Origin of the sequence: Mesorhizobium sp. WSM4976 (assembly GCF_029625685.1) — a bacterium.
Taxonomy (GTDB): domain Bacteria; phylum Pseudomonadota; class Alphaproteobacteria; order Rhizobiales; family Rhizobiaceae; genus Mesorhizobium.
Genome location: NZ_JARTVT010000007.1, coordinates 133934 through 157285, shown reverse-complemented (window position 1 = coordinate 157285; position 23352 = coordinate 133934). Strand labels below are relative to the sequence as shown.

At 64.5% G+C, this 23352-nt stretch carries 19 protein-coding genes; 16 read left to right on the top strand and 3 right to left on the bottom strand.

Translation table 11 applies throughout. The features are described 5' to 3' along the window. Position 1 precedes the first annotated feature (1 nt). From murD to P9272_RS10820, 16 genes are all read left to right on the top strand, one after another. Positions 2-1405, top strand: coding sequence for a UDP-N-acetylmuramoyl-L-alanine--D-glutamate ligase (murD, locus tag P9272_RS10895; protein ID WP_278160543.1), 1404 nt, complete (start codon positions 2-4; stop codon positions 1403-1405). Next, positions 1405-2556: a putative lipid II flippase FtsW gene (gene ftsW / locus P9272_RS10890; protein ID WP_278160542.1), complete on the top strand. Its 1152-nt coding sequence runs from the start codon at positions 1405-1407 to the stop codon at positions 2554-2556. The genes murD and ftsW overlap by 1 nt, the downstream gene beginning before the upstream one ends. Positions 2557-2562: 6 nt before the next feature. Beyond that, positions 2563-3681: an undecaprenyldiphospho-muramoylpentapeptide beta-N-acetylglucosaminyltransferase gene (gene murG, locus P9272_RS10885; protein ID WP_278160541.1), complete on the top strand. Its 1119-nt coding sequence runs from the start codon at positions 2563-2565 to the stop codon at positions 3679-3681. Continuing rightward, positions 3678-5084 (top strand): UDP-N-acetylmuramate--L-alanine ligase, encoded by a 1407-nt coding sequence (gene murC, locus P9272_RS10880; RefSeq protein ID WP_128256362.1) that lies wholly within the window; start codon positions 3678-3680, stop codon positions 5082-5084. Before murG ends, murC begins: the two co-directional genes overlap by 4 nt. Next, complete coding sequence (murB, locus tag P9272_RS10875) at positions 5081-6046, top strand: UDP-N-acetylmuramate dehydrogenase (RefSeq protein ID WP_128256361.1); 966 nt, start codon at positions 5081-5083, stop codon at positions 6044-6046. The genes murC and murB overlap by 4 nt, the downstream gene beginning before the upstream one ends. Positions 6047-6357: 311 nt before the next feature. After that, a complete protein-coding gene (locus P9272_RS10870; protein WP_128256360.1) occupies positions 6358-7284 on the top strand; it encodes a D-alanine--D-alanine ligase in 927 nt (308 codons plus the stop codon). Next, positions 7272-8216 carry a cell division protein FtsQ/DivIB gene (locus tag P9272_RS10865; RefSeq protein ID WP_278160540.1) on the top strand — a complete coding sequence of 315 codons (945 nt, stop codon included), beginning with the start codon at positions 7272-7274 and terminating at the stop codon, positions 8214-8216. The genes P9272_RS10870 and P9272_RS10865 overlap by 13 nt, the downstream gene beginning before the upstream one ends. Further along, a complete protein-coding gene (gene ftsA / locus P9272_RS10860; RefSeq protein ID WP_278160539.1) occupies positions 8213-9520 on the top strand; it encodes a cell division protein FtsA in 1308 nt (435 codons plus the stop codon). The genes P9272_RS10865 and ftsA overlap by 4 nt, the downstream gene beginning before the upstream one ends. 67 nt (positions 9521-9587) lie before the next feature. Then, positions 9588-11255, top strand: a complete 1668-nt coding sequence (gene ftsZ, locus P9272_RS10855) for a cell division protein FtsZ (RefSeq protein ID WP_278160538.1) — start codon at positions 9588-9590, stop codon at positions 11253-11255. Between the two features lie 376 nt (positions 11256-11631). Next, complete coding sequence (gene lpxC / locus P9272_RS10850) at positions 11632-12579, top strand: UDP-3-O-acyl-N-acetylglucosamine deacetylase (protein ID WP_128256356.1); 948 nt, start codon at positions 11632-11634, stop codon at positions 12577-12579. Between the two features lie 201 nt (positions 12580-12780). Then, entirely contained in the window at positions 12781-13650 is an 870-nt protein-coding gene (locus tag P9272_RS10845) for an outer membrane protein assembly factor BamD (protein ID WP_278160537.1), read from the top strand. Between the two features lie 8 nt (positions 13651-13658). Further along, entirely contained in the window at positions 13659-15332 is a 1674-nt protein-coding gene (gene recN, locus P9272_RS10840; protein ID WP_278160536.1) for a DNA repair protein RecN, read from the top strand. Positions 15333-15617: 285 nt separating this feature from the next. Continuing rightward, a complete protein-coding gene (gene ligA, locus P9272_RS10835) occupies positions 15618-17825 on the top strand; it encodes an NAD-dependent DNA ligase LigA (RefSeq protein ID WP_278160535.1) in 2208 nt (735 codons plus the stop codon). Then, positions 17825-18517, top strand: a complete 693-nt coding sequence (locus tag P9272_RS10830; RefSeq protein WP_278160534.1) for a TIGR02453 family protein — start codon at positions 17825-17827, stop codon at positions 18515-18517. The genes ligA and P9272_RS10830 overlap by 1 nt, the downstream gene beginning before the upstream one ends. A 199-nt stretch (positions 18518-18716) precedes the next feature. After that, positions 18717-19445: an AzlC family ABC transporter permease gene (locus P9272_RS10825; RefSeq protein ID WP_278160533.1), complete on the top strand. Its 729-nt coding sequence runs from the start codon at positions 18717-18719 to the stop codon at positions 19443-19445. Continuing rightward, positions 19442-19738: an AzlD family protein gene (locus P9272_RS10820; protein ID WP_128256350.1), complete on the top strand. Its 297-nt coding sequence runs from the start codon at positions 19442-19444 to the stop codon at positions 19736-19738. Before P9272_RS10825 ends, P9272_RS10820 begins: the two co-directional genes overlap by 4 nt. A gap of 92 nt (positions 19739-19830) precedes the next feature. Here P9272_RS10820 and P9272_RS10815 read toward each other — a convergent pair whose 3' ends face one another. The 3 genes from P9272_RS10815 to P9272_RS10805 form a co-directional block, all read right to left on the bottom strand. Further along, the gene (locus tag P9272_RS10815; RefSeq protein WP_278160532.1) at positions 19831-21675 is read right to left on the bottom strand and encodes an aminopeptidase P family protein; all 1845 of its coding nucleotides are present in this window, start codon (positions 21673-21675) and stop codon (positions 19831-19833) included. Positions 21676-21773: 98 nt separating this feature from the next. After that, positions 21774-22646, bottom strand: a complete 873-nt coding sequence (locus P9272_RS10810; protein WP_128258255.1) for a 50S ribosomal protein L11 methyltransferase — start codon at positions 22644-22646, stop codon at positions 21774-21776. Beyond that, the gene (locus tag P9272_RS10805) at positions 22646-23230 is read right to left on the bottom strand and encodes an SCO family protein (protein ID WP_278160531.1); all 585 of its coding nucleotides are present in this window, start codon (positions 23228-23230) and stop codon (positions 22646-22648) included. The genes P9272_RS10810 and P9272_RS10805 overlap by 1 nt, the downstream gene beginning before the upstream one ends. Between the last annotated feature and the right edge of the window lie 122 nt (positions 23231-23352).

The window sequence follows — 23352 nt, the reverse complement described above, 5'->3', positions numbered from 1 at the left end:
CTTGATCCCCGCCGCTTCCTTTTCAGGCAAACGCGTTTCGCTCTTCGGGCTTGGCGGCTCCGGAATCGCCACCGCGCATGCGCTGATCGCGGGCGGCGCCGAGGTGCTGGCCTGGGACGACAATCCTGAAAGCGTCGCCAGGGCGGCGGCCGCCGGCATCGCGACAGGCGATCTGCGCGCCGCCGACTGGTCGCGCTTCGCCGCCTTCGTGCTGTCGCCAGGGGTGCCGCTGACGCATCCGAAGCCGCATTGGACGGTGGAGCTCGCACGCGGCGCCGGCGTAGAGGTGATCGGCGATATCGAGCTGTTCTGCCGCGAGCGCATGAGCCACGCGCCGGCAGCACCGTTCATCGCTATCACCGGTACCAACGGCAAGTCGACGACCACGGCGCTGACGGCGCATATATTGAAGTCGGCGGGGCGCGACACGCAGATGGGCGGCAATATCGGCCGCGCCATCATGACGCTAGATCCGCCCGAACCGAAGCGGCACTATGTGGTGGAGTGCTCGTCCTACCAGATCGACCTGGCGCCCTCGATCAACCCGACCGCTGGCATCCTGCTCAACCTGACGCCCGACCATCTCGACCGGCACGGCACGATGGCGCATTACGCCTCGATCAAGGAAAGGCTGGTTGCCGGCTCAGACACCGCGATCGTCGGCGTCGACGATTCCTGGGGCGCCCAGATCGCCGACCGGCTCGAGCGGGCAGGGCGGCAGGTCATCCGCATTTCCAAGCGCCTGCCGCTGACCGACGGCTATTTCGCCGACGGCACCAATCTGATGGAAGCCGTGCATGGCCGCTACAGCCGCGTCGCCTTCCTCGAGGGCATCGGCTCGCTGCGTGGCCAGCACAATGCCCAGAACGCGCTGGCCGCTGTGGTCGCCTGCCTCAAGGTCGGGCTCGAGCTCGGCGAGATCCAGGCAGGGCTCGAAAGCTTCCCCGGGCTGGCGCACCGCATGGAACAGGTCGGCCGCAAGGACCATGTGCTGTTCGTCAACGATTCCAAGGCGACCAATGCAGATGCCGCAGCTCCCGCGCTGTCGAGCTTCCCCAACCGCATCTACTGGATCGCCGGCGGCCTGCCCAAGGAAGGCGGCATCGAGCCGTTGCGCGGCTTCTTCCCGCGCGTCGCCAAAGCCTATCTGATCGGCGAGGCGGCGCCCGCCTTTTCGGCGACACTCGGCGAGGCCGTGCCCTACGAGATATCAGGAACGCTGGCGGCGGCGGTCGAGCATGCCGCCCATGACGCGGCAAACGACACCGGCGGCGAGGCCGTGGTGCTGCTTTCGCCGGCCTGCGCCAGTTTCGACCAGTTCAAGAATTTCGAAGTTCGCGGCGAAGCTTTCAGGCAAGCTGCGACTGCTATTGATGGTGTAAAACCCATCGGAGGGCCACGTTGATGCAAAGCCGTCTCGACAAGAGTCCCGTCGCCACCTGGTGGTGGACCATTGATCGCTGGTTCCTGGCGGCGTTCCTGTCGCTGATGGGACTGGGCATCGTGTTGTCCTTCGCCGCCAGCCCGGCGGTGGCCGAACGCATCGGCCTCAGCAGCTTTCACTTCGCCACCAGGCAGATCATCTTCACCATCCCGGCGCTTGTCGTGATGCTGGCGATATCCTTCCTGCAGGCGAGGCAGATAAGGCGCATGTCGCTGGTGCTGATCTGTGTCATGCTGGTGCTGATGGTGGCGGTGCTCTATATCGGCGTCGAGGTGAAGGGCGCGAGGCGCTGGGTGTCGCTTGCCGGCCTGTCCATCCAGCCTTCCGAGTTCCTGAAGCCGGCTTTCGTCATCATCTGCGCGTGGCTGTTTGCCGAGCATAAGCGCCAGCTCGACATCCCCGGTAATCTGTTCGCCCTCCTGCTTCTGGTCCTGGTGGTTTCTCTTCTGGTCGCTCAGCCCGATCTTGGCCAGACCATGCTGGTCACCGGCACCTGGGGCGTCATGTTCTTCATGGCCGGCTTGCCGTGGTTGTGGATCATGGCCCTCGGCGTCACTGGTGCGACTGGCCTGTTCGCCGCCTATACGGTGTTCCCGCACGTTGCCTTGCGCATCAACAAGTTCCTGACCGGTGAGGGTGATACGTTTCAGGTCGATATGGGGCGCGAGGCGCTGATCAACGGCAGTTGGTTCGGCGTTGGGCCGGGTGAGGGTACCGTCAAGCGCATTGTTCCGGATGCTCATACCGACTTTGTCTTCTCGGTCGCGGGCGAGGAGTTCGGCCTGATCATGTGCTTCTTCATCATGTCGATCTTCGCCTTCATCGTGCTGCGCGGCTTGAGCATCGCGCTCAAGGAGCATGACGATTTTACCCGGTACGCGGTGGGCGGTCTCGTCACCATCTTCGGCTTGCAGTCGGCCATCAACATGTGCGTGAACCTGCAGCTGATGCCCGCCAAGGGCATGACGCTGCCCTTCATCTCCTATGGCGGCTCCTCGCAGATCGCCATCGCGGTCTCGATGGGCATTGTGCTGGCGTTGACGCGCAAGCGTCCGGAAAAGCGCAAGCAGATGGGCTTCGTCCTCGCGCAGCGCGCAATCCCGGCGGAATGAGGCGGGATGGCGAAGGGTGTCATCCTGCTTGCAGCCGGCGGAACGGGCGGGCACCTGTTTCCGGCCGAGGCTCTCGCGCATGAGCTGATCGAACGCGGTTGGAAGGTGCATCTTGCCACCGACCGCCGCGCCGAGCGCTATTCCGGACAGTTTCCCGCCGCCGACATTCACGCGATCCCGTCGGCGACGCTGGGTTCGAAAAATCCGGTCGCCGTGATCTCGGCTTTCTGGAAAATCTGGCAGGGGGTGCGCGAAGCGGGCCGGATCATCGTCCGGATCAAGCCGGAGGCGGTCGTCGGCTTCGGCGGCTATCCGACGTTGCCGCCGCTCTATGCGGCGACAAGGCGCAAGGTGCCGACGCTGATCCACGAGCAGAACGCCGTCATGGGTCGCGCCAACAAGGCGCTTGCCGGCCGCGTCGACGCGATTGCCGGCGGCTTCCTGCCGGAGAGCGCGAGCGCCGACGGCGCAAAGACGGTGACCACCGGCAATCCAGTCAGGCCGCAGGTGCTCGAGGCAGCGAAGACGCCCTATACGAATGATGGCGGGCCGTTCCGCCTGCTGGTCTTCGGCGGCAGCCAGGGCGCGCAGTTCTTTTCCGATGCGGTTCCGGCGGCGGTCGCGCTGTTGCCGCAAGACCTGCGCAAGCGCTTGGTGATCACCCAGCAGGCCCGAGCGGAGGATGTGGCCAGGGTGAAGGCCGCTTATGCCGAACTCGGCGTCGGCGTCCAGGTCTCGCCCTTCTTTACCGACATGGCGGGGCGTATGGCGGAGGCGCATCTGGTGATGTCGCGTTCCGGCGCCTCCACGGTTTCGGAGATCGCGGTCATCGGCCGGCCGGCGCTGCTGGTTCCTTATCCGCACGCGCTCGACCACGATCAGGCGGCGAATGCTGCGGCACTTGCCGCCGCCGGCGGCGCCGAGCTCCATCTGCAGTCGACGCTGTCGGCCGAACGGATTGCGCAACTGGTCGGCGCACTGATGCAGGACCCGGACCGGCTGGTGGCCATGGCCTCCGCCGCCCGTTCGGCCGGAAAACCGAACGCGGCGCGGTTGCTCGCCGATCTGACAGAGGCTATTGCGTCCGGCAAAACTGTTTCGGAATACAGGAGGACGCGCGCATGAAGATGCCGCAGACGATCGGCCTTGTACATTTCATCGGCATCGGCGGCATCGGCATGAGCGGCATCGCCGAGGTGCTGCACAATCTCGGCTACAAGGTGCAGGGGTCTGACCAGGCCGACGGCGCCAATGTGCAGCGGCTGCGCGACAAGGGTATCGAATGCTTCGTCGGCCACAAGGCCGAGAATCTCGGCGACGCCGAAGTCGTCGTCGTTTCGACCGCGATCAAGAAATCCAATCCTGAACTCAAGGCCGCGCGCGAGAAGCTTTTGCCGATCGTGCGCCGGGCCGAGATGCTGGCCGAACTGATGCGCTTCCGCCAGGCGGTCGCAATCGGCGGCACGCATGGCAAGACGACGACCACTTCGATGGTGGCGACGCTGCTCGAGGCTGGCGGGCTCGATCCGACTGTCATCAATGGCGGCATCATCAACGCCTATGGCACCAACGCGCGGATGGGCGACGGCGAGTGGATGGTGGTCGAAGCCGACGAGAGCGACGGCACGTTCCTGAAACTGCCGGCCGACATTGCCGTCGTTACCAATATCGATCCCGAACATCTCGACCACTATGGCAGCTTCGACAATGTGCGCGAGGCCTTCCGCCAGTTCGTGGAGAACGTTCCGTTCTACGGCTTCGGCGTGATGTGCACGGATCATCCGGAGGTGCAGGCGCTGGTCGGCCGCATCGAGGACCGGCGCGTCATCACTTATGGCGAGAACGCGCAGGCCGATGTTCGCTTCACCAACCATCGCATGCTGGGCGCGACCTCGGAATTCGACGTGGTGATCCGCGACCGCAAGGGGCGCGGCACCGCGACGATAGCCGGCCTGCGCCTGCCGATGCCCGGCAAGCACAACGTCTCCAACGCGACCGCGGCGATCGCGGTCGCGCACGAACTCGGCCTGTCGGATGACGCCATCAAGAAGGGCCTGTCGTCCTTCGCCGGCGTCAAGCGGCGCTTCACTCACACCGGCTCGTGGAACGGCGTCGAGGTGTTTGACGACTACGGCCACCACCCGGTGGAGATCGCGGCGGTGCTGAAGGCCGCGCGCAGCGCCACCAAAGGGCGCGTGATTGCCATAGCGCAACCGCATCGCTTCACCCGGCTGCACGATCTGTTCAACGAATTCTCCGTCTGCTTCAACGACGCGGATACGGTGATGGTGGCGCCAGTCTATGCGGCCGGCGAGGAGCCTATCGACGGCGTGACCTCCGATGCGCTGGTTGCACGCATCCGCTCCGGCGGCCATCGGGACGCCCGCTATATCGACGGTCCGGCGGCGATCGCGCCCGCCATTCGCGAGCTTGCCAAGCCCGGCGATTTCATCGTCTTCCTTGGCGCCGGCAACATCACGCAATGGGCTTACGCGCTGCCCAAGGAACTTGGCGGGACGCCCTCATGATGCGCGGCCAGGATCTCATCAACAAGCTCGGCGACAAGCTTTCGGGCCTGCGCGGCCGCATCACGCCGAACGCCGAAATGGACAAGATCACCTGGTTCCGGGCCGGCGGGCTGGCGGAGGCGCTGTTCCAGCCGGCCGATGAGGAAGACCTAGCGGCCTTTCTGCGCGCAGTGCCGGAGGAGGTGCCGATCACGGTCGTCGGCGTCGGCTCGAACCTCCTGGTGCGCGACGGCGGCATTCCCGGTTTCGTCGTCAGGCTCTCGGCCAAGGGTTTTGGTGAGGCCGAAGTTGTTTCGTCAATCGGTATCAAGGCGGGCGCTGCTACGCCCGACAAGCGCCTCGCAGCGGTGGCCTATGAGGCTGGGATCGGCGGATTCCATTTCTATCACGGCATCCCCGGCTCCGTTGGCGGCGCACTCAGGATGAATGCCGGCGCCAACGGCGTGGAGACGCGGGAGCGCGTGGTCGAAGTGACGGCGCTGGACCGCAAGGGTAATCTCCACACGTTGCTCACCGATGATATGGGCTATGCCTATCGTCATTCATCCGCGCCTTCCGGACTGATCTTCACCTCAGCCATCTTCGAAGGGTTTCCGGAAGACAAGGCGACGATCAAGGCGGCGATGGATGCCGTGCAGAACCATCGCGAGACGGTGCAGCCGATCCGCGAGAAAACCGGCGGCTCGACCTTCAAGAATCCGGAAGGCACCTCGGCCTGGAAGGAAATCGACAAGGCCGGCTGCCGCGGCCTGATGATCGGCGGCGCGCAGATGTCGCCGATGCATTGCAACTTCATGATCAACACCGGCACGGCCACCGGCTATGACCTCGAATATCTTGGCGAGACGGTGCGCGCGCGTGTGCTCGAGAATTCCGGCATCCGGCTGCACTGGGAGATCAAACGCCTTGGCAATTTCCGGCCCGGTCATGAGGTGCAGGAGTTTCTCGGGCAGCTCCTTTAACGCTGTTGAAGTTCATGTGATGCTTGAACTTCCCGCGCCGCGCGGCGGCGCCAACCGTTGCTGCAAAGACTCAACAACACACTTTTCTCGGCTGTTTTCGCGGAAAGTGAATCTCTCGGAATCATAGGCACTTGCCAGCGAATCAACTCTCTGATTCTCTGCCCTGAAGCGTTTCCTGATTTGAGTCGTTCGACGCGTTCAGCCGCGTTTTCCGTCTGGGGGGCAACCTGCCGGAAGACTCGGACTCAATGCTCGGGAATGCGGTGCGGGAATATCGGTTGCAGGCCCGGCGTGAGAGGGGATGACGGGAAATGAAGAAGAAGCATGTGGCTGTTCTCCTCGGTGGATTCTCCTCGGAGCGGCCCGTGTCTCTGTCCTCGGGGAAGGCGTGTGCGGATGCGCTCGAGACTGAAGGCTATCAGGTCACCCGTGTCGATGTTTCGCGCGATGTCGGGTCTTTGCTTGCCGAGCTCAAGCCTGACGTTGCCTTCAACGCGCTGCATGGCCCGTTCGGCGAGGATGGCACCATCCAGGGAATTCTCGAATATCTCGCAATTCCGTACACCCATTCGGGCGTGCTCGCTTCGGCTCTGGCCATGAACAAGGAGCAAGCCAAGAAAGTTGCCAAGGCGGCGGGCATTCCGGTCGCCGAATCCAAGGTGGTCAATCGCTTCGCCGTCAAGGATGTGCATCCGATGAAGCCGCCTTATGTGGTCAAGCCGGTCAATGAGGGGTCGAGCTTCGGCGTCGTCATCGTGCATGAGGGGCAGTCGCATCCGCCACAGGTGATCGGCTCGACCGAGTGGCAATATGGCGAGACCGTCATGGTCGAGCGCTACATCCATGGGCGCGAATTGACCTGCGCGGTGATGGGCGATGTGGCGCTCGGCGTCTGCGAGATCATTCCGACCGGGCATTCCTTCTACGACTACGATTCAAAATACGTGCCCGGCGGGTCAAAACACGAAATCCCTGCTAAAATTTCACCGAATATTTACCAAAAAATACAGACACTGGCCCTCAAGGCTCATCTTGCCATTGGTTGCCGGGGCGTCTCCCGATCGGACTTCCGTTACGACGACCGTCATTCCGAAAACGGCGAGATTGTCTGGCTCGAGGTCAACACTCAGCCGGGCATGACGCCGACGTCTCTGGTGCCCGAAATCGCCGCGCAAGCGGGACACTCGTTCGGCGATTTGTTGAGTTGGATGGTGGAGGACGCTTCGTGTCTGCGTTGAGGTGGGGACAGGATAATGGCGGCAACGCGGCTGGTCCCGCGCTGTTCGGCGTGCCGCTGTCGTTCGACCGTTTCGTCTTGCCGCGTCAGCTTCGCCGGCCGGTGCGTGTGCTGGCGCGCCTCTGTGGCGGCGAGTATGAGGCGCCGCGCTTTTCGGCGGCGATCCTTTCCGCTGCGCTCATCGCTTCGAGCAGTGCCTATGGCGCCTTTCTTGGCGGCTACTCCGACACTGTCGTGCAGGGCATCACGGCCCGCACCGGCTTTGCCGTCGACCAGATCAAGGTGGTCGGTAACCGTCAGACGTCCGAGATCGATGTGCTCGACCGGCTCGGTCTCGACGGCTGGACGTCACTGATCGGCTTCGATGCCGAGGCTGCGCGCGAGCGCATCGCGACGCTGCCCTGGGTCGAGGGTGCGGCTGTGCGCAAAATCTACCCTCACACGCTGGAAGTGCGCATCGAGGAGCGCGAGCCCTTCGCGCTCTGGCAGCAGGGCACTTCGGTTTCAGTGATCGAGCGGTCCGGCGAGGTGATCGCGCCGTTCTCGGGCGGCAAGCAGGCGCTGCTCCCGCTGATCATCGGTAGCGGCGCGCCGGCCATGGCGCCGGCCTTCCTCGACAAGATCAAGCGCTATCCAGAGCTTGCGGCGCGGGTCAAAGGGTATATCCGTGTCGGCGAGCGCCGCTGGGACCTGAGGCTTGAGAATGGTATCACGATCAAGCTCCCGGAAGACGACGAGGACCAGGCGATCGCCGAGCTCGTCAAGATCGACCATGACAATGGGCTTTTGACGCGCGACATCGCGGCCGTCGATATGCGGCTCCCCGACCGGCTCGTCGTGGAACTCTCGCCGGAGGCGGCCACGCAGCGCGAAGCCGCGCTCAGCGACAAGCCGAAGAGCCTGGCCAAGCGCAAGATGGGGACGAAGATATGAGCTGGCTTGGCGGCAGCGGTGATCAATCCTCGCGCCGGTCGGGCACGCTCACGGTGCTCGATGTCGGCTCCAGCAAGGTTTGCTGCGTTGTGGCGAAGCTGAAACCCAACGAGGACGGCAAGCTTCTGCGCGGACGTTCGCATCGTATCCAGGTGATCGGCATCGGCCACCAGAAGTCGCAGGGCGTGAAGTCCGGCGTCGTGGTCGATCTCGATCGCGCTGAGCATGCCATCCGGCTTGCCGTCGACGCGGCTGAGCGTATGGCTGGGCTCACGGTCGATTCCCTCATCGTCAACATGACGGCGGGCCGGCTGAAGAGCGAAGCCTTTTCAGCGACCATCAACCTCGGTGGTCATCAGGTCGAGGAAGTCGATATCAAGCGGGTGCTCGCCGCCGGCGCCAAGCAGGCGCTCAGGGCCGAGCGCGAGGTGATCCATTCCCTGCCGGTCGGCTTCTCGCTCGACGGCGAGCGCGGCATGCGCGACCCGCGCGGCATGGTGGGTGATGCGCTCGGCGTCGAGATGCATGTGCTGACGGGCGACGCCGCGCCGATGCGCAATCTCGAGCTTTGCATCAACCGCTCGCATCTGTCGGTCGAGCGCATGGTGGCGACGCCCTATGCCAGCGGGCTTGCCTCGCTGGTGGACGACGAACTCGAAATGGGCGCCGCCTGCATCGACATGGGCGGCGGCACGACGACCATCTCGGTCTTCTCGGAAGGCAAGTTCATCCATGGCGACGCCATCGCCATCGGCGGCAACCACGTTACGCTCGACATGGCCAAGGGCCTGTCGACCTCGCTCGATGCCGCGGAGCGGCTGAAGGTGATGCATGGCTCGGCGCTGCCTGGAAGCGCCGACGACCGCGACCTCGTCTCGATCCAGCCGATCGGCGAGGAAGGCGATGTGCCGCTGCAGATCCCGCGCTCGGTGATGACGCGCATCATTCGTGCGCGCATCGACGAGACGCTCGAGCTTTTGCGCGACCGACTGAACAAATCCGGCTACGGCAATGCCGTCGGCAAGCGCGTCGTGCTCACCGGAGGCGCCAGCCAGCTCGCCGGTCTGCCGGAAGCGGCGCGCCGCATTCTCGGGCGCAATGTGCGCATCGGCCGTCCGCTGGGCGTGGCCGGTCTGCCGGAAGCGGCCAAGGGACCAGCGTTCTCGACGCCGGTCGGATTGATGATCTACCCGCAGATGGCGAGCTTCGAAAGCCATTCGGCGAAAGGACTTTCCGGTTTCAGGATGACCGGAACGGGCGGAAGACTGCATCGCATGAGTCAGTGGTTGAGAGACAGTTTTTAATTTGACGGGGACAGCCCCATAGGCGGCCGCAGCGGCGAAGCGGCGGGAAAGGCAAAGGACGGAGACAATGACCATCAATCTGCAAAAGCCGGACATCACCGAGCTTAAGCCACGCATCACCGTCTTCGGTGTCGGCGGCGGCGGCGGCAATGCGGTCAACAACATGATCACAGCCGGGCTGCGCGGCGTCGAGTTCGTGGTTGCCAATACGGACGCTCAGGCGCTGACGATGTCGAAGGCCGAGCGGCTGATCCAGCTTGGCGCGCATGTCACCGAAGGCCTGGGCGCCGGCTCGCAGCCGGAAGTTGGCCGCGCGGCGGCGGAAGAGTGCATCGACGAGATCATCGATCATCTGTCCAACACCCATATGTGCTTCGTCACCGCCGGCATGGGCGGCGGCACCGGCACGGGTGCCGCTCCGGTCGTTGCCCGCGCGGCACGCGAGAAGGGCATCCTCACGGTCGGCGTCGTCACCAAGCCGTTCCATTTCGAGGGCCAGCGCCGCATGAAGACGGCCGACATGGGCATCGAGGAACTGCAGAAATGCGTCGACACCCTGATCGTCATCCCCAACCAGAACCTGTTCCGGCTGGCCAATGACAAGACCACCTTCGCCGATGCCTTCGCCATGGCCGACCAGGTGCTTTACTCTGGTGTCGCCTGCATCACCGACCTGATGGTCAAGGAAGGCCTGATCAATCTCGACTTTGCCGACGTGCGCTCGGTGATGCGCGAGATGGGCAAGGCGATGATGGGCACCGGCGAAGCTTCGGGCGAGGGGCGCGCGATGGCCGCCGCCGAGGCCGCGATCGCCAACCCGCTGCTCGACGAGACCTCGATGAAGGGCGCCAAGGGCCTGCTGATCTCGATCACCGGCGGCCGCGACCTCACGCTGTTCGAGGTGGACGAGGCAGCGACCCGCATCCGCGAGGAGGTCGACCAGGACGCCAACATCATCCTGGGCGCTACCTTCGACGAGGAACTGGAGGGCGTGATCCGCGTGTCGGTCGTCGCCACCGGCATCGACAAGTCGGCCGCCGAAATCGCCGCGGCGCCGATCTCGATCCGCGCGCCGCAGAAGCCGGCCGCCCGCCCGGCGGCGGCTCCGGTCGCCGAAATCCGCCCCGCTCCGGTTCAGCCGCAGGCCTATGAGCCGCGTGCGGCCGACCCGGTCGCCGAGGCGATCCAGCTTGCCGAGGCAAACGCAGCCGCAATGGCGCAGCCGCGCCCCGCGCCAGTCGACGACTTCCGGCCACAGAGCAAGATCTTCCAGGCCCCGCCGGCACAGCCGCAACCGCAGCCGCAACCCGTGATGCAGCCTCAGGTCATGCAGCAGACCGCGCCGCAGCGCGAGATGCCGCAGCCGGTGGCTGCCGCTCCGCAGCGCATGCCGCGCGTGGAGGATTTCCCGCCGGTGGTAAGGGCTGAGGTCGAAGCCAAGGCCCGCCCGGCGGACCATGAGAACAGCGGTCCGATGGGGCTGATCAAGCGGCTGACCAACGGCCTCACCCGCCGCGAGGAAGAGCCGGCCCGGCTCCAGCCGGCGCAGCCGCGCGAACCGAAGCTGCGCCAGGCTGCGCCCGAGATGCGCCGCCTCGCCAGCCAGGATCCTGCGCTCTACGCGCCGCGCCGCGGGCAGCTCGACGACCAAGGCCGGCTGACGCCGCAGCCCCGCACGGTCCAGGAAGACGACCAACTGGAAATCCCGGCCTTCCTGCGCCGCCAGGCCAACTGAGCAATACGGCGAACCGCCGATCGTTATACAGCGAGCGCTGTTCGTTAACGATATATAACGGTTGTTAACAGGCGGACGAGAAATCGTCTGCCTGTTGTTTTTGCAAAAATCATTAAAAACAATGGCTTATGATCTGTTTCTGACGCACTGTCGCGGTTACAAGGGGTAAGAAACCGTGATTTGGAGTCTCTAGGGTGGGCCATTATCTTCGCCACGGACTAAAGTCGGTTTGCCGGGATTCGGGGAGTAGCCCTGCCTGCCGATCATACAGAGCCGCATGCTCTTGCTTATTTTGCCGCATTCCATGCGAGCGTCAGGGGATCACCTGGCTGCAAGATACCCAAGGCCGATGAAGCGGACGCAGGCATTTGGGCGTATGGGGTTACTCTTGCACGATTATCAGACGACAGTGAAATCGCGCGCGACGCTGGACGGCGTCGGCGTCCATAGCGGCAAGACCGTCACCGTTCATTTCCTGCCCGCCGACGCCGATACGGGTATTGTCTTCCATCTTTCGAACGGCGGCGAAACCCGCGAACTCCGCGCCCTGGTAGCGGAAGTGGGCGCCACCGATCTTTGCACCATGCTCGGCGATCCGGCCGGCGCGCATATCGGCACCGTCGAGCATCTGATGGCCACGGTGTTCGGCCTCGGCATCGACAATCTCATCATCGAGATCGACGGCTCGGAAGTCCCCATTCTCGACGGCAGCGCCATGGCGTTCGTCGAAGCTTTCGACCAGGCGGGCATCGAGACGCTGGCGGTGAAGCGTCGCTATATCCGCGTCGTCAAGCCGGTGCGCGTGGAAGCCGGCGCATCCTGGGCTGAATTCCGTCCCTATGACGGCACGCGGTTCGAGGTCGAGATCGATTTCGAGAGCCCGGCGATCGGCCGCCAGCAATTCGCTTCAGACATCAACCCCGATATCTTCCGCCGCGACATAGCGCGGGCGCGGACCTTTGGCTTCATGAAGGACGTCGAGAGGCTTTGGGCCGCCGGCTACGCGCTCGGCTCGTCGCTCGAAAACTCGCTGGTCATAGGCGACGACAACCGCGTCATCAATGTCGGCGGGTTGCGCTACCCCAACGAGTTCGCCCGCCACAAGACGCTCGATGCGATGGGCGATCTGGCGCTGGCCGGTGCGCGCTTCATCGGCTGCTTCCGTTCCTATCGCGGCGGCCACCGGATGAACGCGTCCGCGTTGCGCCGGCTGCTTTCCGACCACACGGCCTTCGAGATCGTCGAGACCCGGCGCCGCGAGCGCGGCCGCGTCGCCGAGATGATCGCCGTCAGCCGGCCGGTCTACGCACCTTGGGTGATCTGATTCTTAACCGTTTTCTGGCTTTGTAGTCAGGCTTGTGTTGCGCGATTGCATCACGAATCGCTGAAATTGCACAACCTCGGTCGCAGCGACAGGCCGCCACAAAAATGTGCGATTGGCCGGACATAGCGTTGCCGGGCAAGGGGATAATGGTTTATGGCTTCGGCCCGGACCGAAACGACGCCGAAGGGGCGGAATCCAAACATGTTTTTTTCGCGAGTTGGTCAATCGGTAGCGCCGCGTCGGGGTGTTCTGCTAGCGCTGTCTGTGGTTGCTCCCGCGCTCGTTGTGTCAGCCTGCACGTCGGACAAGAAGGACATCAACCTGGCGACCTATGTCGATCAGACCGAGCCGGCCGACGTCCTCTACAACCAGGGCCTCGCCAACATGAATGCCGGCCGCCTCGACGAGGCGAGCAAGAAGTTCGACGCCGTCGACCGCCAGCATCCCTATTCGGAATTCGCCCGCAAATCGATGGTGATGGGGGCTTTCGCCGATTACCGCGCCGGCAATTATGACGAGGCGATCGGCACCGCGAAGCGCTACCTGACGCTCTATCCGTCCACCGACGATGCCGCTTACGCCCAATACATCATCGGCCTGAGCTACTACCGCCAGATCAAGGACGTCACCCAGGACCAGAAGGAGGCGCGCCAGACCATCCAGACCATGCAGGATCTGGTGACGCGTTGGCCGAACTCCGAATATGTCGGCGACGCCAAGGACAAGATCCGCTTCGCCACTGACCAACTCGCCGGCAAGGAGATGCAGGTCGGCCGCTACTATCTCGAGCGCCGCGAATACATCGCCGCCGTGAAGCGCTTCCGCACCGTGGTCGAGAATTATTCCAACACCCGCCATGTCGAGGAGGCGCTCGCGCGCCTGACCGAGTCCTATTATGCCATGGGCCTGACCTCGGAAGCGCAGACGGCCGCGGCGGTGCTCGGCACCAATTATCCGGACAGCCAGTGGTACAAGGATTCCTACAAGCTCCTGCAGAGCAACGGGCTTCAGCCGCGCGAGAATGCCGGATCGTGGATCTCCAAGGCCGGGAAGCTGATCACCGGCGCCTGAAGCTTGCGATGCTGTCCAGACTGTCGATCCGCGATATCGTCCTGATCGAGAAGCTGGACATCGACTTCCTGCCTGGGCTTTCGGTGCTGACCGGCGAAACCGGCGCCGGCAAATCCATCCTGCTGGATGCCTTGTCGCTGGCGCTCGGCGCGCGCGGCGATGCGTCGCTCGTGCGCCATGGCGCCGCGCAAGGTCAGGTCATCGCCGTGTTCGACGTTCCGCGCAACCACCCGGCCCGTGCGCTACTTGCCGAAAACGACATCGAGGACGATGGCGACATCATCCTGCGCCGTGTGCAGACCGGTGACGGTCGCACCCGCGTCTTCGTCAACGACCAGCCCTCCAGCGTTACCCTGATGCGCGATGTCGGCCGCGCGCTGGTCGAGATCCACGGCCAGCATGACGAGCGCGCTCTGGTCGATCCCGGCGCGCATCGCGAATTGCTGGACAATTTCGGCGGCCATCTGGGCGCCGTGCGCGGCACGGGCGAAGCCTGGCGCTACTGGCGAAACTGCGAGCAGGAGCTTTCCCGCCATCGCGCCAAGGTCGAGGCGGCAGCGCGCGAGGCCGATTACCTGCGCGCTTCCGTCGCCGAGCTCGCGAAACTCGATCCGCAGCCGGGCGAGGAGACGGAACTTGCGGAACTGCGCGCGCAGATGATGCGGGTCGAAAAGATCGCCGCCGAGATCCACGACGCGCAGGATGTCCTGTCGGGGCCTTCGTCGCCCTTGCCGCAGCTTGCCAGCCTGTTGCGCCGGCTGCAGCGCAAGTCGGGCGAAGCGCCGGGCCTGCTCGACGATGTGGTGAAATCGCTCGACGAGGCGATGATCTCGCTCGATGCGGCACAGTCCGGCGTGGAAGCTGCGCTTCGCGCCACCGAATATGATCCGCAGCGCCTGGAGAAAGCGGAAGAGCGCCTGTTTGCGCTGCGCGCCGCTTCGCGCAAGCATAGTGTCGCGGTCGACGATCTGGCACAGCTGCGCGATACGATGGTGGCCGATCTTGCCGATCTCGATGCCGGTGAGGAGCGGCTGGATGCGCTGGAAAGGCAGGCCGCCGCGGCGCGCGAGGCCTACGATATTTCCGCGGCCCAGCTTTCCTCGCTGCGCCAGGCGGCGGCATCGGGCTTGACCAAAGCGGTGATGGCCGAATTGCCAGCGCTGAAGCTCGAACGGGCCGAGTTCATCGTCGAGATGGGAAGCGACGCTGAAAAGCGCATGGAAGAGGGCATCGACCAGGTCGAATTCTGGGTGCGGACCAATCCGGGCACCAGACCGGGGCCGATGATGAAGGTCGCCTCCGGCGGCGAGCTGTCACGCTTCCTGCTGGCTTTGAAGGTGGCGCTGGCCGATCGCGGCTCGGCGCCGACCCTGGTTTTCGACGAAATCGACACCGGCGTCGGCGGCGCGGTTGCTGACGCCATCGGCCAGCGGCTGGCGCGGCTGTCGAAGCGTGTGCAGGTGCTTTCGGTGACGCACGCGCCACAGGTTGCGGCACGCGCCGCGACGCATTTCCTTATCTCCAAATCCGGCGGCAAGGACCGTGTCGCCACCGGCATCGCCGAAATGGACCGCGCCGCGCGTCAGGAAGAGATCGCGCGCATGCTGGCCGGCGCCATCATCACCGACGAAGCGCGCGCCGCTGCCGACAGGTTGCTGCGCGAGAACACGGCCGCCGCCTAAGATGTGCTGATATTCGGGTGAGGCCGGTCTGCGAACGGTGGTTTCCTGCGCTTCCGGTGCTCACCTGCCTCGAGTACGCTCCGCGCCGGTTCTCGGGAAAACCATCCTTCTCGACTCGGCCTGACCCGAATCTCAACAGATCCTTGGAGCTTGGTTCTCCCAGCCTGCAGCTTGAGTCAGCAGATGGCTGCATCCCGCTGTTCAGCAATGATTTTTGCGCAAGGCGACTTCATGCCGGCGAATCCTGATTTATAGTGGCCCGCCATAATTCGAGGACCGCGTTTCATGTCGGAAAAACCAGTCGAATCGCTGAGCGAAGGGGAGGCCGCGAGGGAGCTGAAGCGGCTCGCGGCGGAGATTGCCGAGCACGACCGGCGCTATCACACCGAGGACGCGCCGACGATCTCGGATGCCGAATATGACGCGCTGGCGCGGCGCAACCTCGCGATCGAGGAGCGCTTCCCGGATCTCGTGCGCGAGGATTCGCCGTCCCGCCGGGTCGGCGCGCCACCGGCCGAGGGCTTTGCCAAGGTGCGGCACGCGGTGCCGATGCTCAGCCTCGCCAAGGCCTATACCGACCAGGACGTCGCCGATTTCATCGAACGCGGAAGGCGCTTCTTCGACCGCGACAAAGACCTCGACATCGCTTTCACCGCCGAACCGAAGATCGACGGGCTGTCGGCCTCGCTGCGCTACGAGAACGGCCTGTTCGTGCAGGGCGCGACGCGCGGCGACGGCGCGGTCGGCGAAGACATTACCGCCAATCTCAAGACCATTGCCGACATCCCGAAGGAGCTGCAGGGCTCGGGCTGGCCGGAGGTCATCGAAATCCGCGGCGAAGTCTATATGACCTATGCCGAATTCGAGGCGCTGAAGCAGCGCTCGGCGGCGGTCGGCGGCCAGGATTACGTCAATCCGCGCAACACGGCGGCCGGATCGCTGCGCCAGAAGGATCCGTCGGTCACCGCAAGCCGCAATCTCAAATTCTTCGCTTATGCCTGGGGCTATACGACGGCGGATCCTGCCCCGACCCAGTATGATTCGGTTCAGAAATTCAGGGAGTGGGGCTTCAAGGTCAGCCCGCTGATGGTGCGGGCGAAATCGATCGAGGAGCTCATCGCGCAGTATCATCGGATCGAGGAGCTGCGTTCCTCGCTCGGCTACGACATAGACGGCGTCGTCTACAAGGTCGACCAGCTCGAGCTGCAGCGCCGCTGGGGTTTCGTCACCGGCGAGCCGCGCTGGGCGGTCGCGCACAAATTCCCGGCCGAGCAGGCGATGACCACGGTCGAGAAGATCGACATCCAGGTCGGCCGCACCGGCACGCTGGCGCCCGTGGCGCGGCTGGCGCCGGTAACGGTCGGCGGCGTGGTGGTCGAGAACGTCACGCTGCACAATGAGGACTACATCAAGGGTTTCGACAGCAACGGCCAGCCGATCCGCGACGGCATCGACGTGCGCATCGGCGACACGGTGGTCATCCAGCGGGCAGGGGACGTCATCCCGCAGATCGTCAGCGTCGTCATCGACAAGCGGCCTGCAGGCGCGGTTCCTTACCAATTTCCGCATACCTGCCCGGTCTGCGGCTCGCAGGCGACGCGCGAGATCAACGAGAAGACCGGCAAGGAGGATTCGCGCCGGCGCTGCACCGGCGAGCTGATCTGCGCCGCCCAGGCCGTGGAGGGGTTGCGCCATTTCGTGTCGCGTGGCGCGATGGATATCGAGGGCCTGGGCGCCGAGAACATCGACCTCTTCTTCAACTCCGGGCTGGTCAAGACCGCCGCCGACATCTTCACACTGAAGGATCGTCGCCCGGCCGTCACCAAGGCGCTGGCCGAGCGGCGCGAGGAGCAGGCGCGGCTGCGCGAGCAAGCGTCAGGCAAGACACGCAAGAATGTGCGCAGCGTTGAGGAGCGCAACTATGAGGGGCTCGACAAATTGTTCGCGGCGATCGACGCTCGGCGCGAGCCCGAACTCGACCGGTTCATCTTCGCGCTCGGCATCCGCCACATCGGCGAGACGACGGCGGCCGTGCTTGCCCGCCAGTTCTCGACCATCGAAGAGCTGATCCGCGTGGGCAAGGAGGCGGCAAAGGCGGAGGATCCGCACAGCGTCTTCCCATCGATCAACGGCATCGGCGACACGGTGATCAACGCGCTGCGCGACTTTTTCGGCAATGAGCGCAACGATGACGTGCTGGATGCCCTGCTCGCGCAAGTCCACCCCAAACCCTATGTCATGGAAATCTCGGCTGCCAGCGAAGTCTCCGGCAAGACGGTGGTGTTCACCGGCACGCTGGAAAAGATGACGCGTTCGGAAGCCAAGGCGATGGCGGAGCGGCTCGGCGCCAAGGTGGCTGGCTCGGTTTCGGCCAAGACCGACCTGGTGGTGGCGGGGCCCGGCGCCGGCTCAAAGCTGAAAGTTGCAAGCGAGCTCGGCATCGAGGTCATCGACGAGGACACCTGGCTGCAGCGCATCGGCAGGGCCGGCTGATGACAGGCGCGTTCAAGGGATTTGGGCAGAAGGCCATCCCGTTCCTGAAGGCGCTCGACTTCCACCAGAGCCGCGAATGGTTCCAGGAGAACCGGGACCTCTACGAAAGCGAGCTGCACGAGCCGTTCTGCGATCTGGTCGAGACGCTTACCACGCGTTTCGAGGTGGCGAAGCTCGGCTTGCGCGGCGACCGAAAGAGGTCGCTGTTCCGGATCAATCGCGACGTGCGCTTCTCAAAGGACAAGCGACCCTACAACCGGCATCTGTCGGCGATCCTCTCGCCGGACGGCACCAAGATGGAGCAGGGCGTCTTCTACGTACATATCGGGCTCGAGCGCTGCTTCGCCGGCGTTGCCTGGTGGCAGCCGGCGCCCGAACTGCTGCAGGCGATGCGCAAAGCGATCGTGACCAAGCCGGCCGCGTTCCGCGCCATGGTCTCGTCGCTCACCAAAGCCGGGCTGGAACTCGATGCGGAAGATCGCCTGAAGCGGGCGCCGCGCGGCTTCGAGGACGTCAGTGACGAGGATCTCGCCCAGGCGGTGCGGAACCGGCATTTCGTGGTCCGGCATGACATCGATCCGGCGACGATCCATTCGCCGGCGCTCGTCGACGGTCTCGTCGACTTCGCGCTTTGCGCAAAGCCGCTGCTCGACTGGGGCAGAGCGATCCAGGGGACGGCAGTCAAGTCCTGACGGTCGCGATCAGTTCCGCTGATCGCTGGGTCAAGCGAATTGGTGTGACATTGAGGGCGACGCTCCCTAAATCAAGCCGCACTTGAAGCGCGTCGCGCTGAACGGATTCAGGCGACGCGCTTCAAGTCTGTTTGTTGATGCATGCCGCTGTCCCAGAACCGCTGCGCACTTCTGGGCGACATGCGTTAGGAGCGGCTTGATGACGGCGGAAGCAATCTCTGAGAGCAGGGCTGGCGGCGATTTCTGGGATGGCGTGCGATTGTCGATGCCGGTCGTGGTCGCCTCGGCGCCGTTCGCCATCCTGTTCGGCGCGATCGCCGCCGACAATGGTTTTTCGGTGCTGGAGGCGTTCCTGATGAGCGCCATGATCTATGGCGGCGCGAGCCAAATGGTCGGCATCGAGCTGTTCGGCCAGCATGTCGCGCCATGGCTGATCGTGCTGTCGATCTTCGCGGTGAATTTCCGCCATGTGCTCTACTCGGCCGGCATCGGCCGGCGCATCGCGCATTGGCCGCTGCTGCAGCAGGCGCTGGGCTATTTCATCCTGACCGACCCGCAATTTGCCGTGGCCGAGGCGAGGGCCGTGTCGGGCAAGCCGGTCGGGTTCGTCTGGTATCTTGGACTTGGCTTGCCGGTCTACGTGTTCTGGGTAATCGAAAGCGGGCTGGGCGCGGTGTTCGGCAAGCTCGTTCCGGATACCCATGCGCTGGGGATCGATTTCCTGCTGCCGATCTATTTCCTCGGCCTTGTCCTTGGTTTCCGCAAGCGGCCGCTCTGGCTGCCGGTGGTCGCCGCTAGCGCGGCCGCATCGATCATCGCCTACAAGACGGTCGGCTCTCCCTGGCATGTCTCGATCGGCGCGATCGCCGGCGTGCTGCTGGCGGTGATCCTGCCTCCGCATCACAGCGGAATAGGAGAGCGGCAGTGAGCACGACTTTCTGGATCATCATCGCCGGCGCGATCGCCACCTATCTGACCCGTGTCGGCGGCCACCTCGTCATCTCGCGCTTCGAGAATATTCATCCCCGCGTCGAGGCGGGGCTGAACGCCGTGCCGGCCGCGGTTTTGACGACGCTGGTCGCGCCGGCAGTCCTTGGCGCCGGGCCCGCCGAATGGGCGGCGCTGGTGGTCACTGCCTTGGTGTCGCTGCGCGGCGGGTTGATGTCGATGTTCCTGGCGGGAGCGGCGGTGCTGATCATCGCGCGGCAGTTTGTGGGCTGATCTCGCCGATCTTTCCGTTTTCAAACGTTGGCGCTGCCCCTCATTGCCCTGCCGGGCATTTCTCCCCTTGAACGGGGAGAAATGAGCTAATCTCAGATCTTCGCGTCGTGCTGCAGCGGGGCGGTGGCTTTCGCCAGCCAGGCCAGCGTCTCGCCGTCGACCATCGGGCCGATCTCGGCCAGCACCCATGCATGATACCGGTCGAGCCAGTGCAACTCATCGCGCGTCAGAAGATCGGTGCGGATGAGCCGCTTGTCGATCGGCGCCAGTGTCAGCGTTTCGAAGCCATGCATGGCGATGTCGCCGCCTTCGATCTGTTCCGTCGGCGTGACCAGGATCAGGTTCTCGATACGGATGCCGTAGGCGCCTTCCTTGTAGTAGCCCGGCTCGTTGGACAGCATCATGCCGGCCAGCAATTTCTCGGTGCCCGTACGGGCGATGCGCTGCGGGCCCTCATGCACGGCAAGGTAGGAGCCGACGCCGTGGCCGGTGCCGTGGGCGAAGTCGCAGCCATGCTTCCACAGCGCCATGCGGGCGACGGCGTCGATTTCCGAGCCGCGCGTGCCGGCGGGGAAGCGCAGCGTCGAAATGCCGATCATGCCCTTCAGCACGAGTGTGAAGCGCTCGCGCATCTCCTGCGTCGGCTCACCGATCGGCACGGTGCGGGTGATGTCCGTGGTGCCGTCCTGATACTGGCCGCCGGAATCAAGCAGGAACAGCTCGCCGCTTTCCAATTTCCGGCTGGTGGCGTGTGAGACGCGGTAATGCATGATCGCGCCATTCGGGCCGGCGCCTGAAATGGTGTCGAAGGAGACGTCGCGCAGCGGCATCTGGGTTTCCTCGCCGGTCTGCCGGCGCACTTCCTCCAGCTTGGTGACGACGGCGATTTCGTCGAGCGTGCCGGGCTTCTGGCGGTCGAGCCAGCACAGCAGCTTGGCGATCGCTGCGCCATCACGGCGATGCGCGGCACGGCTGCCGGCGATCTCCGCCTGGTTCTTGGTCGCGCGGGGAATACGCGCCGGGTCAGCCGCCAAAACGACAGTGCCGCCATTGTCCTCGGTCAGCATCCGCAGCTTTTCCGCCGCCAGCACTGGATCCAGCGCGATCCTGGCGCCGTTCTTGGCCAGCTCGACGATGGCGCTTTCGAACTCGCCCGGATCACGCAGATCGGCAAGCTGGGTGAGATAGGCCGCGACCTGGCGCGGGAATTTGCGCTGGTCCATGAAGAGCTGATGCTTGCCGTCGGCGGAGAGGATGGCAAAGCCGAGCGCAAGGGGTGTATGCGGCACGTCGCCGCCGCGGATGTTGAAGGACCAGGCGATGGAAGAAGGGTCGGTCAGCGCTGCGTGGGTGGCGCCGTCCTTCTGGATGGCGCTTGCCAGCCGCACAAGCTTGTCCTTGGCGAGCTCACCGGCAAAATTGAGCTCTTGCAATTCCACCGGTGCCCGCGGCGGTTCGGGCTGGTCTTTCCAGATGATGTCGATGGGGTTCCTGTCGAGCGGCACCAAGGTCGCGCCGGATTGCTCGGCCGATGCCTTGAGGGCCTTGATCTCGCCGATCGTATGCAGCCAGGGATCGAAGCCGAGCCTTGCGCCCTTGCCGAGATTGTCCTTGATCCAGCTGGCCGGCGGATTGTCGATGAGGCTTTCGATGGTGAAGATCGAAAGGTCGACCTCGTTTCGCACCTGCAGCGTGTAGCGGCCGTCGACGAAAATGAAGGCGCGGTCCCGCAGGATGATGGCGACGCCGGCCGAGCCGGAAAAGCCGGTCAGCCACTTCAACCGCGCCGAGCGGTCGGCGACATATTCGCCCTGGTGCTCGTCAGCGCGGGGAACGATGAAGCCATCCAAGCCATTGTCGGCCAGCCATTGGCGCAGCAGCGCCACGCGAGGCTTGCCGCCGGCCGGATCGCCTGCGGAATCAAAGGTCTGGAACATTTCAGGCATCTCCCTCGAATGGCTTGCGGCGAGCCTAATGCATGCCCTTCCAATCCGGAATCGATTTCAGCAGGGCCAGACAGTTGGATAGGTCAGGCTCAGCGCTTGAGATGGATGGTAACCCAGCCCTCGCGGTGCAGCGTGCGGACATGGCGGAAGGCTTGGCCGACATAGGCCGAGATCACCGCGTCGCGCTGCCGGTCGAGGATGCCGGAAAGCACCAGCGAGCCGCCGAGCCTGATATGCCGGGCCATCTCCGGCGCGAGCCGCATCAGCGGCCGGGCCAGGATGTTGGCGACGATGAGATCGAACGGCGCGCGCTTGGCGAAGATGTGGTTGTGGAAGCCCGGCGCCGTCACCGTTTCAACCAGCGCCTTCACATGGTTCAAGCGGGCATTGGCGGCGGCAACGCGGACGGCGACCGGATCGATGTCGGTCGCCAGCACCGGGATATGGGCGAGCCTGGCGAGCGCGATGGCAAGCACCGCGCTTCCCGTTCCGAGGTCCAGCGCGTTGCGCGGCCGCTCACGCAGTACCACCTGCTCCAGCATTTCGAGGCAGCCGGCAGTGGTGCCGTGATGGCCGGTGCCGAAGGCAAGGCCTGCCTCGATCTCGATGGCGAGATCGCCAGCGTGGCGCTTGGCGCGGTCGTGCGAGCCGTGGACGAGGAAGCGGCCGGCGCGGACCGGCTTCAGGCCTTCCAGCGAGCGGGACACCCAGTCGACGTCGGGAAGGACCTCGCGTTCGATGGCCCTCGGCAGACTGAGACCGGCGAGGATATCCCTGACCCGCGCCTCGACAGGATCGACGTTGCCATCGGTATAGAGCGACACTTCGTGGATGTCTTTCTCCTCGTCGAGCTCCAGCACGGCGATCGGCAGGCCGTCGTCCTCGAAGGCGGCGTCGAGCGCCGCGAAGATCCGGTCGGCCTCGACCTTGCTGGCGGTGAGGTGCAGCCTTGTCTGGCCCATCAGGTTTGCCCGCCGGCAGCCAGCCGCCTCAGCTTGGCGACGGCGGTGTCGGGGCTCTCGCCATAGGCGATGGTCCCGGCGAAATCGCCCTTGGCGTTGAGCAGCAGCACCGAGGCCGTATGGTCCATCGTGTAGTCGCCGTCGCCGGTGTCCACCTTCTTCCAATAGATGCCGAAGGCCTTGGCCATGGCATGCACCTTGTCCGGATCGCCGGTGATGCCGGTGATGCGGTCCGAGAAGTTGCTGACATAGGCGTTCATCGTCTCCGGCGTGTCGCGCTCCGGATCGACTGTGACGAAATAGGCGTTGAGGTTCTTGCCGCTGTCGCCCATCGTCTTTAGCCAGCCGGCCAGCTCGAACAGGGTCGTCGGGCAGACTTCCGGGCAATGTGTGAAGCCGAAGAACACGATGCTCGGGTGGCCCCTGAAGGCCGCTTCGGTGATCGGCGCGCCCTTCTGGTCGACCAGCGTGAAGGGCGCGCCGAAGGGCTCGCCACCATAATGGCCGCGGTACCAGTCGAATGTCAGCCAGCCGATGCCCGCCGCCATCAGGACAAGAATGCCGACCAGGATTGAACGCATCATCAGTGAAATGTCCGTCGTGATTGCTTTGGGCAAGCCAGTTTTGGCGACAGTCTTAACGGGTCGGTGCCGGGCACGCAAAGATGTCGCGTTGCCGCAAGCATAGATCCAGCCGGGAGCACAAA

What these genes read in the sequence shown, in the direction of transcription:
- P9272_RS10815 (WP_278160532.1), bottom strand. Translation starts at nt 21,675, where the DNA reads ATGTTCCAGACCTTTGATTCCGCAGGCGATCCGGCCGGCGGCAAGCCT.
- P9272_RS10845 (WP_278160537.1), top strand. Translation starts at nt 12,781, where the DNA reads ATGTTTTTTTCGCGAGTTGGTCAATCGGTAGCGCCGCGTCGGGGTGTT.
- recN (WP_278160536.1), top strand. Translation starts at nt 13,659, where the DNA reads ATGCTGTCCAGACTGTCGATCCGCGATATCGTCCTGATCGAGAAGCTG.
- P9272_RS10830 (WP_278160534.1), top strand. Translation starts at nt 17,825, where the DNA reads ATGACAGGCGCGTTCAAGGGATTTGGGCAGAAGGCCATCCCGTTCCTG.
- P9272_RS10805 (WP_278160531.1), bottom strand. Translation starts at nt 23,230, where the DNA reads ATGATGCGTTCAATCCTGGTCGGCATTCTTGTCCTGATGGCGGCGGGC.
- murG (WP_278160541.1), top strand. Translation starts at nt 2,563, where the DNA reads ATGGCGAAGGGTGTCATCCTGCTTGCAGCCGGCGGAACGGGCGGGCAC.
- murB (WP_128256361.1), top strand. Translation starts at nt 5,081, where the DNA reads ATGATGCGCGGCCAGGATCTCATCAACAAGCTCGGCGACAAGCTTTCG.
- P9272_RS10825 (WP_278160533.1), top strand. Translation starts at nt 18,717, where the DNA reads ATGACGGCGGAAGCAATCTCTGAGAGCAGGGCTGGCGGCGATTTCTGG.
- lpxC (WP_128256356.1), top strand. Translation starts at nt 11,632, where the DNA reads ATGGGGTTACTCTTGCACGATTATCAGACGACAGTGAAATCGCGCGCG.
- murC (WP_128256362.1), top strand. Translation starts at nt 3,678, where the DNA reads ATGAAGATGCCGCAGACGATCGGCCTTGTACATTTCATCGGCATCGGC.
- ftsA (WP_278160539.1), top strand. Translation starts at nt 8,213, where the DNA reads ATGAGCTGGCTTGGCGGCAGCGGTGATCAATCCTCGCGCCGGTCGGGC.
- ftsZ (WP_278160538.1), top strand. Translation starts at nt 9,588, where the DNA reads ATGACCATCAATCTGCAAAAGCCGGACATCACCGAGCTTAAGCCACGC.
- ligA (WP_278160535.1), top strand. Translation starts at nt 15,618, where the DNA reads ATGTCGGAAAAACCAGTCGAATCGCTGAGCGAAGGGGAGGCCGCGAGG.
- P9272_RS10810 (WP_128258255.1), bottom strand. Translation starts at nt 22,646, where the DNA reads ATGGGCCAGACAAGGCTGCACCTCACCGCCAGCAAGGTCGAGGCCGAC.
- ftsW (WP_278160542.1), top strand. Translation starts at nt 1,405, where the DNA reads ATGCAAAGCCGTCTCGACAAGAGTCCCGTCGCCACCTGGTGGTGGACC.
- P9272_RS10870 (WP_128256360.1), top strand. Translation starts at nt 6,358, where the DNA reads ATGAAGAAGAAGCATGTGGCTGTTCTCCTCGGTGGATTCTCCTCGGAG.